Source organism: Blautia sp. HCP3S3_H10_2, from assembly GCF_052122375.1.
Classification (GTDB): Bacteria; Bacillota; Clostridia; order Lachnospirales; family Lachnospiraceae; genus Blautia_A.
The window spans coordinates 35,626-45,589 of sequence record NZ_JBQKCL010000020.1 but is presented as its reverse complement, the minus strand read 5'-3'; the positions used below and the strand labels follow the sequence as shown (position 1 = coordinate 45,589).

9 protein-coding genes and 1 pseudogene are annotated in these 9,964 nt (G+C 41.4%); all 10 read left to right on the top strand.

All coding sequences use genetic code 11. The annotated features are described in order from the left end of the window. Positions 1 to 111 precede the first annotated feature (111 nt). A pseudogene (locus tag ACTQWB_RS17350) lies at positions 112 to 825 on the top strand (hypothetical protein); the annotation flags it as partial. Between the two features lie 194 nt (positions 826 to 1,019). Next, on the top strand, positions 1,020 to 3,140 hold the full coding sequence (locus ACTQWB_RS17345) for a recombinase family protein (RefSeq protein ID WP_195371360.1): 2,121 nt from the start codon (positions 1,020 to 1,022) through the stop codon (positions 3,138 to 3,140). After that, positions 3,065 to 3,442 carry a TnpV protein gene (locus ACTQWB_RS17340; protein ID WP_302198862.1) on the top strand — a complete coding sequence of 126 codons (378 nt, stop codon included), beginning with the start codon at positions 3,065 to 3,067 and terminating at the stop codon, positions 3,440 to 3,442. The genes ACTQWB_RS17345 and ACTQWB_RS17340 overlap by 76 nt, the downstream gene beginning before the upstream one ends. A gap of 307 nt (positions 3,443 to 3,749) precedes the next feature. Continuing rightward, positions 3,750 to 4,025, top strand: coding sequence for an autorepressor SdpR family transcription factor (locus ACTQWB_RS17335; RefSeq protein ID WP_177964253.1), 276 nt, complete (start codon positions 3,750 to 3,752; stop codon positions 4,023 to 4,025). Next, positions 4,018 to 5,103, top strand: a complete 1,086-nt coding sequence (locus ACTQWB_RS17330) for an SdpI family protein (protein ID WP_195371356.1) — start codon at positions 4,018 to 4,020, stop codon at positions 5,101 to 5,103. The genes ACTQWB_RS17335 and ACTQWB_RS17330 overlap by 8 nt, the downstream gene beginning before the upstream one ends. A gap of 277 nt (positions 5,104 to 5,380) precedes the next feature. Further along, complete coding sequence (locus ACTQWB_RS17325) at positions 5,381 to 5,572, top strand: hypothetical protein (RefSeq protein ID WP_195371354.1); 192 nt, start codon at positions 5,381 to 5,383, stop codon at positions 5,570 to 5,572. Beyond that, positions 5,553 to 6,572: an AAA family ATPase gene (locus ACTQWB_RS17320; protein ID WP_195371352.1), complete on the top strand. Its 1,020-nt coding sequence runs from the start codon at positions 5,553 to 5,555 to the stop codon at positions 6,570 to 6,572. Before ACTQWB_RS17325 ends, ACTQWB_RS17320 begins: the two co-directional genes overlap by 20 nt. A gap of 181 nt (positions 6,573 to 6,753) precedes the next feature. Continuing rightward, positions 6,754 to 8,019 carry a plasmid recombination protein gene (locus tag ACTQWB_RS17315; RefSeq protein WP_347991143.1) on the top strand — a complete coding sequence of 422 codons (1,266 nt, stop codon included), beginning with the start codon at positions 6,754 to 6,756 and terminating at the stop codon, positions 8,017 to 8,019. 122 nt (positions 8,020 to 8,141) lie between these two features. After that, the gene (locus ACTQWB_RS17310; protein ID WP_015533651.1) at positions 8,142 to 8,330 is read left to right on the top strand and encodes a hypothetical protein; all 189 of its coding nucleotides are present in this window, start codon (positions 8,142 to 8,144) and stop codon (positions 8,328 to 8,330) included. A gap of 61 nt (positions 8,331 to 8,391) precedes the next feature. Next, positions 8,392 to 9,957: a helicase-related protein gene (locus ACTQWB_RS17305; protein ID WP_441502716.1), complete on the top strand. Its 1,566-nt coding sequence runs from the start codon at positions 8,392 to 8,394 to the stop codon at positions 9,955 to 9,957. Positions 9,958 to 9,964: the final 7 nt, after the last annotated feature.

Here is a 9,964-nt window from a genome sequence, read left to right as displayed (position 1 = left end):
GTACTTTGTATTCATGGTCATATTTACGTGCCATTTTGAGTACCTCCTTATTCTCTTGATTCTATCATGAAATCCTTGAGAATAAGATGTCAACTTTTTTATACCACACCAGTTGTACCAAATCACTTGACCGAACAATGGGCGGCTGAGTATTTGCAGCTCTATCCGGCGGCGAATATCCTTGTCGCAACAAAGAAAGATTTTGAAACCAAAAACCGTAAAAAGTTCTGCGGCAGGATTGCAACCGGAGATTATGACGCAGTTATCATCGGACATTCACAGTTTGAGAAAATCCCGATGTCCATTGAAAGACAGAGGGCAATCTTAGAACAGCAGCTTGAGGAGATAACCGGAGGAATTGCGGAACTCAAGCGAAACCGAGGGGAAAACTTCTCCATAAAACAGCTTGAAAAGTCAAAGAAATCTATCAAGCAGAAACTTGATAAACTCAATGACCAGACGAAAAAAGATGATGTTGTAACCTTTGAGGAACTTGGTGTAGACAGGCTTTTTGTTGATGAAAGCCATTATTACAAGAACCTTTATCTTTATACAAAAATGCGTAATGTGGGCGGTATCGCACAGACGGAAGCACAGAAATCTTCCGACCTCTTTATGAAGTGTCGTTACCTTGACGAGATTACCGGAGGACGAGGAACCGTATTTGCAACGGGTACACCTATCTCAAACAGTATGGTGGAACTCTATACGATACAGCGATATTTGCAGTACAACACGCTTGTGAAAAATGGGTTGCAGCACTTTGACGCCTGGGCTTCCACTTTCGGAGAAACCATTACGGCAGTGGAACTTACACCGGAGGGCTATACTTTAGTAGGACGATAAATAATGCGTTCCTAAATTGAAAATAGGTTATCAAAGTCGGTTTCAGAACTTCAAAAATTTTTTTGATTTTTTTGAAAAACAGTTCCGCTTTGTACCCCTATTTTCTCCTATTAGCAGAGGGAGTAATTCCTGTAATGCTAAATCAGATTACATAAAGAAAGGAGGATAAGAGAATGTCAAGGACTTCAAAGATTACAGCACTCTATGAGCGTTTATCAAGAGATGATGACCTCAATGGTGAGTCAAATTCAATAACCAACCAAAAGAAATACTTGGAAGATTATGCTCGCAGAAATGGGTTCACGAATATTCGCCATTTTACTGACGATGGTTTTTCGGGTGTGAATTTCAATCGCCCGAGTTTTCAAGAGTTGATTAAAGAAGTAGAAGCAGGAAATGTCGCAACGATTATCGTTAAGGATATGAGCCGATTGGGGCGAAACTATCTGCAAGTCGGCTTTTATACGGAAGTTCTGTTTCCACAGAAAGATGTCCGTTTTCTTGCGATAAATAACAGTATCGACAGCAACAATGCTTCGGATAATGACTTTGCCCCGTTTTTGAATATAATGAACGAATGGTACGCCAAAGACACAAGCAATAAAATCAAGGCTGTGTTTGATGCCCGTATGAAAGACGGAAAGCGTTGTAGCGGTTCTATTCCCTATGGATATAACCGACTGGCAACCGATAAACAAACGCTTGTCGTTGACCCTGTGGCTTCCGAGGTGGTAAAGCGTATCTTTCTGCTTGCCAACGAGGGCAAAAGTCCGAGAGCAATCGCTGAATTGCTTACCGAAGAAAAAGTTTTAATTCCGGCAGCACACGCAAAGGAATATCACCCCGAGCAGTATAATGGAACGAAGTTTTCAGACCCATATACTTGGGGAATGTCAACCATAAGAACGATTTTAAGCAGACAGGAATATCTCGGTCATACTGTTTTGCGTAAATCGGTCAGCACCAATTTCAAACTGCACAAAAGAAAGAATACCGATGAAGATGAACAGTATGTATTTTATAATACGCACGAGCCTATCATCTCGCAGGAACTTTGGGACAGCGTTCAGAAGCGAAAGAAACGAGCGAACAGAACAGCGGCAAAAGGTACGCATAACAATCGTTTAAGCGGTTATCTGTACTGTGCGGATTGTGGCAGAAGAATGACACTGCAAACGCATTACAGCAAAAAAGACCGTTCGGTGCAGTATTCTTATCGTTGTGGTGGATATGCAAGCAAAGTAAACTCTTGTACTGCCCATTCGATTAGTGTTGATAATGTTGAAGCCTTGATATTATCGGCTGTAAAACGATTATCAAAATTTGTTCTGAATGACGAAGAAGCCTTTGCAAAGGAACTTCAAGAACTTTGGAATGAGAAGCAGACAGAAAAGCCGAAGCAGAATAAATCGGAATTGCACCGTTTTCAAAAGCGATACGATGAACTATCCAAACTTATTCGTGGTTTGTATGAAAATCTTGTATCGGGTTTACTGCCCGAAAGACAGTATAAGCAACTGATGAAGCAGTACGATGACGAGCAGGCTGAACTGGAAACGAAGATTGAGGAAATGCAAAAGGAACTGACCGAAGAAAAGGCAAATACGGTTGATATTAAGCATTTCATTTCCTTGATACGCAAGTGCAAAGAGCCGACAGAAATATCCGATTTGATGTTTGCCGAACTCATTGACAAGATTGTGGTTTATGAAGCAGAGGGAGTGGGAAAAGCAAGGACACAAAAGGTTGATATTTATTTCAACTATGTCGGGCAGGTCGATATTGCCTATACGGAAGAAGAACTTGCTGAAATAAAGGCACAGGAAGAACAGATAGAAGCGGAACGATTGGCAAAACAGCGTGAGCGTGAAAAAGCCTACCGAGAGAAGCGAAAGGCGAAAAAACTCGCTGAAAACGGTGGAGAAATCGTCAAGACAAAGGTATGTCCTCATTGCCAAAAAGAATTTATCCCTACAAGCAACCGACAGATTTTCTGTTCAAAGGACTGTTGCTATCAGGCAAGGCAGGACAAGACAAAAGCCGACAGAGAAGCAGAAAAAGGAAATCATTATTATCGTCAGCGTGTCTGTGCTGTGTGTGGCAGTACCTACTGGCCTACACACAGTCAGCAGAAATTATGTTCCGAGGAATGTCAAAAGCAGAACCATAACGAGAAATCTTTGGAATTTTACCATAAGAAGCAAAAGGAGAAATCAAAATGCAACGATTTATCACAGATGAAAGAACCGGTATCCAGTACGAACTCATCGGAGATTATTACTATCCCTGCTTGACGATAGAAAACGAAGAACCCCCTGCTCTCACAAAATACGGAAGAATGAGGGAAAGATATTTAAGGGAACACAAGAAAGTCTTATATTTCAATCTGCTTACAAGCGGAAAGTTATATGAACACCTTACTGAAATTGATACTTCGGCGTGTAATATGGCGGAGTATCTGATAAAGGGGATGGCAAGAAAACAAGGTGTGACGGAACAACTGAAAGCGGAGGATATGATGAAATGGGTCGGATTGATGAATAATATCCGAGCCTGTGCAGACGAGATTGTATTGAACGATATTGTGTATTCTTAATAGCATACCAACCGAAAAGGAACTGCTGTCTTAACTGATGGCAGTTTTCTTTTTTGGAAAGTATTCAAGAAGTCATTAAGTCGTGAGTGTAATGGAAGTAGCTACAATGAAATACTTATTTTGACTGCTAAAAACATACATAGGGGTATCAACATACCACCCCACCGATTTTTAGGAATTGAGCGTTACAGAGTCGATATTCATAAAAAAGCTACAAACAAAGACAGTGAAACCTATTGACAAATACTTGCTTTGTGCATATAATAATAATTAACAATTAGGTTAATTGTTAAAGGAGGTTGTATAAATGGGATTACAGCAGACACTAAAAGCTCTTGCTGACCCGATTCGTCGTGAAATTCTGAATATGCTGAAAAAAAGGCGAATGTCAGCGGGTGAAATTACCGAGCATTTTTCCGTAACAGCCCCATCTATTTCAAGACATTTATCGGTACTGAAAGATGCTGATTTAATCAGAGATACAAGAGAGGGAAAATTCATTTTCTACGAAATTAACACCTCTGTTTTGGAGGAAACAATGCTTTGGATTGCAGCTTTGAAAGGAGATGGCGACAATGCTTAAAAAGAATAAATCAAGAATCATAATTTCATCCATCATTATTTTACTGCCGATGATATTTGGTCTCATTATGTGGGATAAGTTACCTGATACTATGACAACCCACTGGGGAGCAGATGGAAATGCTGATGGGTTCAGCGGAAAGGTTTTCGCTGTTTTCGGTTTGCCAGCCATTACTTTGATATTGCATTTTGTTTGCTTGTTGTTTACACTTTTTGACAAGAAGCAGAAAGAGCAGAATCCCAAGGCATTAGGTATGATTTTCTGGATTTTGCCTGTTGTATCTCTTTTCACAAATGGAATAATGTATCGTACTGCATTTGGAAAAGAATTTGATTTAGCAGTTTTTGTGCCTGCTCTGCTCGGAGTAATGTTCATCTTTATAGGCAATTACTTACCCAAAGTTAAGCAAAACAGAACGCTGGGTATCAAGATTTCTTGGACCTTGAATAACGAGGAGAATTGGAATAAAACACATAGATTTGGCGGTAAGGTCTGGGTTGTCGGCGGACTGATTATGCTGTTTTCAGTTTTCCTCCCACTTACAGCAATGGTGTGGATTATGGTCTGCGTGATTGCCGTTATGGTGATTGTTCCTATTGTTTATTCCTATTACATTTATAAGCAACATCAAAAAGAAGGTATTGTATATACTACACCACCACGAAGCAAAGCAGAAAAGATTGCAGTTAAAATATCCGCTATCATCGTACCTATCATTCTCATTGGCGTTGCAGTTTTGATGTTTACAGGTAATATAGAAGTTCATTGTGAGGACACCTCGTTTACCATCAATGCAACTTATTGGTCAGATTTAGAGATTGATTATTCCGAGGTAGATACCATCGAGTATCGCAAAGATTTAGATGTGGGAGTACGAACAAACGGGTTTGGCTCGGCAAGATTGTTGATGGGCATTTTTCAGAATGACGAGTTTGGTTCTTATACCTTGTACGCATATACGGGTGCCAAAGAATTTGTTGTACTAACATCTGGAACGAAAACCCTTGTTATTGGAATGAACGATGTCGAAGATACTCAAGCAATTTATGATACAATGCTTGAAAAAATAGGCGAGTAACACCTGCGATGCCAAATGAAAAACTGAAAAGTTACCCATTATATCGCCTCACACAAAAAATATATCAGACAAAAACATCGTAGAAATACGGTGTTTTTTGTTACCCAAAACCTACAATTTCATACATAACCACAGGTTAGTACGAATACCTTGTGTGATTTTTTGAAAGGCTTAGAAAGGCAATTTTGCCCGATTTTCGCCCCGAAAAATGACAGAAACAAGGCAGTAAGTATCTTCCCTGTGGTTTTTTTGTTTTCAGGCGGAAAGGAGGATTGATATGCCGAGGATGAGCAAGAAACGGAAACAAGAGTGGGCGTTGTTTCTGAATGAAAGAAATCGCATTACCTACAACGAACTTTGCAGAAAATGCAGTAATGACTGCAAGCAGAGTTTCCGCTGTATCGTAGTGCATTGCCCTAAATATTTATCAAAAAGGAGAACAAAGAATAATGATGAAAATGGAAAATGAAATGAATGTAAATGTACCTCTTGAAGTTGTCAAGGCAAGTGAAATCGAACCGAAAGAAGTGAAATGGCTGTGGTATCCGTATATTCCGTTCGGCAAAGTTACGCTGTTGCAGGGCGATCCGGGCGATGGAAAAAGTAAGTTAATGCTTTCCATTGCCGCCCTGCTTTCAAAAGGAGAAGCCTTGCCCTTTACCGATGAAGAAACAGAACCTATGACTATCATTTATCAGACAACGGAAGATGACGCAGACGATACGGTAGTACCCCGATTTAATTCTGCCAGTGGAGACGGAGAAAACCTTATCTTCATCAAGGAAGATGAAAAATCTTTATCCTTTGGGGATAACCGTATTGCTGAAGCAATCGAAAAGTATCACGCAAAACTTTTAATTCTTGACCCGATGAGTTCCTATATCGGAGAGAACTGTTCAATGAACAATGCCAACGAAACACGAGCAGAGTTTAATCATCTGATTGCGGTTGCGAAGAATACTGGCTGTGCCATTGTGATTATCGCTCATATGAACAAGATGAGAGATACCAACCCTCTTTATCGCACCAACGGTTCGATTGATATTGCGGGTGCTGCAAGAAGTATTCTTGCAATCACACGCACACCGAACAAGGAAGCACCTGCGGAAAGATATATGGTGCAGGTGAAATCAAACCTTGCCCCGACAGGCTCGGCAATTCTCTTTGAGGTGGCAGAAAAGGGCGTGGACTTTATCTCTGAAATGGAAATGACAGCAGAAGAAGCGTTCCAGTCCCTTGCCCCTAAAATGGGCAGACCGAACGAAAAGGAAATCAAGGCGAAAGAATTTCTTTTGGAAATTCTGAAAGACGGAGAAATGCTTTCTTCGGATTGCGAAGAAAGACTTGAAGCCGCAGGGTTCAAGAAATCGACCATCAAAAAGGCAAAGAAGAAAGCAGGAGTTATCTCCAAAAAGAAAGGCTTTCTGTGGTACTGGTCTTTGCCGATGGGCGATATACCGAGAGAATAAATGCAGGCTGTCTGATGGGAGGACAGTCTGTTTTTATGATGGAGGTATCAAAAGGAGGTCAAGGGGGAACTCCCTTGCCCACGACATCTTTGCAGACGAAGTCTGAAAGTGTCATAGTGGGTTACACACATTCAAAGAATGTTGTGTAATGGCTTCGCCCCTGCCGAGAAAGGAGAGCAAAATGACAAAAACCGACAAGGCGGATATGAGTTGTGCAAGGGTAAAACAGTACACCGCTTCTGATGTGAGCAAGGCGGAAAGGCACAACGAACGCAAGAATGAAACCTACGAAAATATGAATGTAATTGTAGAGCGAATACCCTTTAATGTGCATTTCAAAAAGCCGACTGCCCCGACCTATATGGAACAGTTAAAGCAGATGGAAACAGACGGTATGGTATCGCTTCGAGGGTTGAGGAAAGACGCAACGCTGTTTGATGAGATTGTGATTGATGTGAACACGATGTACTTCGAGCGTAACGGTGGCTATGAATACGCAAAGCAGTTTTATGAAGAAGCCTATCATTTCATTGAAGAAAAATTCGGTGCTGATAATGTAATATCGGCAGTAATGCACGCTGATGAAATCAATGTAGCCGCAACCGAGGAACTGGGAAAAGAGGTTTACCATTATCATCTTCACACAATGGTTCTGCCTGTTGTGGAGAAAGAAATCCTGTGGAGCAAGCGTTGCAAAGACGAAAAACTGCGTGGAACGGTCAAGGAAGTGGTCAATCAGATAAGCCATTCAAAGAAATGGAAATCGGATATTCCGATGACCGATGAAAAAGGAAATCCGTTGTTAAAGAAGAACGGCAAGCCGATGTTTCGAGCTTCATACAGCATACTGCAAGATGAACTGTTTAACTATATGACGGAACAAGGGTTCAAAGGCTTTCAGCGTGGCGAATACGGAAGTACAGCAGAGCATTTAACTTCCCTGCAATATCAAATCCAACAGGACAAAGAACGATTGGAGAAGTTGCAGAAGCGTATTCAAAAGGAACAGGTTAAGTATGAGCCTGCCCGTCATATTTCAAAAACCTTAAACGAAATTGACAGTATGGGGCAGAAAACAATCACAGGTAAAATGGCAATCTCCAAGGAGGATTATTCCCAACTGACTGCCCTTGCCAAAGAGGGCATTACCAGTCGTGCGGAAATCAAGAAATTTGAGCAAAGTGCCACCTATTACCGACAGAAATATATGGACAGTGCAAACGCACTGGAACGAATGAAAACCAAATACAACGAACTGAAAGAAAAGTGCAGACCTTTTCTTGAAGCGTTGGAACATTTCCCCGAAGTTGCTAAACTTTTTACCGAAAAAGTGAAGCACCTTTTTTCTTTTAAGGAAGCACAGGAACGAGCCGAAAAAGAAGCAAGGGAAAAAGAAAGACAGGAGCGTATCAAGGCACGAAGAAACAAGCGTGGTATGGAAAGATAACCATTTCCATTACACTCACGACTTAATGACTTCTTGATATGTTCAGATGAAGCAGATGTATTTGTGGGGTGTTCCAAACGGAATGCCCCACAGTCAATTTATGAAAAGGAGAAACGGACTATATGAAAGAAAACACTTTATCTTATACAACACGAATAGGCAAAACAACTTTTATTGTCAATGTGAAGCAATCGGAAAGAGCAAAGAAGCCTTTGAATACGGTATTTCAAGAAATATGCAGACACGAGATGTTGGGAGATTTTTCAGCAGATAACTATTTGAATTTAGAAAATTTGCAAAAATCATCTTGACAAACTCGTTCCCGAAGGAACAGGATACAGAGCAAAGACAAGGTTCGCAAAATTCTATAACTTGCCTGAACTAATGGCGATGTTCAAGGAGATAGCGGACATTAAAACAGCAGATATGTTGAACCTGCCAGTACCGGAAGCAAAGTACCATAACATTGCAGTAAAGCCGTCGGAAATGCAGAAGGAAATGGTTGCTTCCCTTGCAGAGAGAGCCGAGCAGGTGCGTGGCGGCGGTGTGGATTCAAGCGTAGATAATATGCTGAAAATCACAAATGACGGAAGAAAACTGGCTCTTGACCAGCGTATGCTCAACGATATGCTGCCTGATTTTGAGGGCAGTAAAATCAATGCCTGCGTCGATAACATCTATCGGATATGGAAAGAAAATGCCGACAAGAAATCGGCACAGCTTGTGTTTTGTGACCTTTCCACGCCGAAGAATGACGGAACATTTTCCGTCTATAACGACATCAGAAAGAAGCTGATTGAGAGAGGTATTCCTGAAAGTGAAGTAAAATTTATACACGAAGCCGACACGGATATGAAGAAAAAAGAACTGTTCCAAAAGACACGCAAGGGAGAGGTCAGAGTGCTTCTTGGCTCTACTCAAAAGATGGGAGCAGGAACGAATGTGCAAGACAAACTTATCGCACTTCACGATGTGGATTGTCCGTGGCGACCTTCAGATTTGGAGCAGCGTTCCGGTAGAATTGTCCGTCAGGGCAATGAAAATCCGCAGGTAGATATTTACCGCTATGTAACAGAGCAGACCTTTGATGCATACCTCTATCAGCTTGTGGAAGGTAAGCAGAAGTTCGCAAGTCAGATTATGACGAGCAAATCTCCGGTCAGGTCGGCAGAGGATATTGATGAAACCGCACTGTCCTATGCGGAGATAAAAATGCTTGCAACAGGCAATCCGTATATCAAAGAAAAGATGGACTTAGACATTCAGGTACAGAAGCTAAAGATGTTAAAATCCAATTTTTTATCGGAGAAATATGGACTGGAGGATAAGGTCATCAAGTTCTACCCACAACAGATTGCTTACTTAAAATCCCGTGTAGAGGGACTTACCAAAGATGTTGAAACAGCAAAATCACACCCGAAACCGATAGACGAGCAGCCGCTTGGAATGATGGTATCGGGTGTTTCTTATTCCGAAAAAGCCGAAGCTGGTCAGGCAATCATCAATGCCTGCAAGTCAATGAACAGTCCCGATGCGATACCACTTGGCGAGTACCGTGGCTTTCAAATGGAACTGTATTTTGATACGGTGCAGCGTAATTATGTTGTGAAATTAAAAGGCGAAACAAGCAGAGATGTACCGCTTGGCGATGATGCTCATGGTAATATCGTGAGAATAGATAACGGCATAGAACGCTTTGAGGAAGCACTTGCTGATACGAAAAACAGCCTTGAAAATACGGAGAAACAGTTTGAAACAGCGAAGCAGGAAATCGAAAAGCCGTTTGCAAAGGAGGAAGAATTGAGGGCAAAAACTGCCCGACTTGACGAGCTGAATATCCTGCTCAATATGGATAAAAAGGAAAATGAGATTGTCGGCGGAGAGCCTGATGAGGGCGAAGCAGTCGGCGGCAGAAAGGAGAAATCGTATGAGAGATAAACAGGAA

Bases quoted from the DNA above. Each gene is read 5' to 3' on its own strand.
- ACTQWB_RS17345 (WP_195371360.1), top strand. From the start codon at position 1,020: ATGTCAAGGACTTCAAAGATTACAGCACTCTATGAGCGTTTATCAAGA.
- ACTQWB_RS17340 (WP_302198862.1), top strand. From the start codon at position 3,065: ATGCAACGATTTATCACAGATGAAAGAACCGGTATCCAGTACGAACTC.
- ACTQWB_RS17335 (WP_177964253.1), top strand. From the start codon at position 3,750: ATGGGATTACAGCAGACACTAAAAGCTCTTGCTGACCCGATTCGTCGT.
- ACTQWB_RS17330 (WP_195371356.1), top strand. From the start codon at position 4,018: ATGCTTAAAAAGAATAAATCAAGAATCATAATTTCATCCATCATTATT.
- ACTQWB_RS17325 (WP_195371354.1), top strand. From the start codon at position 5,381: ATGCCGAGGATGAGCAAGAAACGGAAACAAGAGTGGGCGTTGTTTCTG.
- ACTQWB_RS17320 (WP_195371352.1), top strand. From the start codon at position 5,553: ATGATGAAAATGGAAAATGAAATGAATGTAAATGTACCTCTTGAAGTT.
- ACTQWB_RS17315 (WP_347991143.1), top strand. From the start codon at position 6,754: ATGACAAAAACCGACAAGGCGGATATGAGTTGTGCAAGGGTAAAACAG.
- ACTQWB_RS17310 (WP_015533651.1), top strand. From the start codon at position 8,142: ATGAAAGAAAACACTTTATCTTATACAACACGAATAGGCAAAACAACT.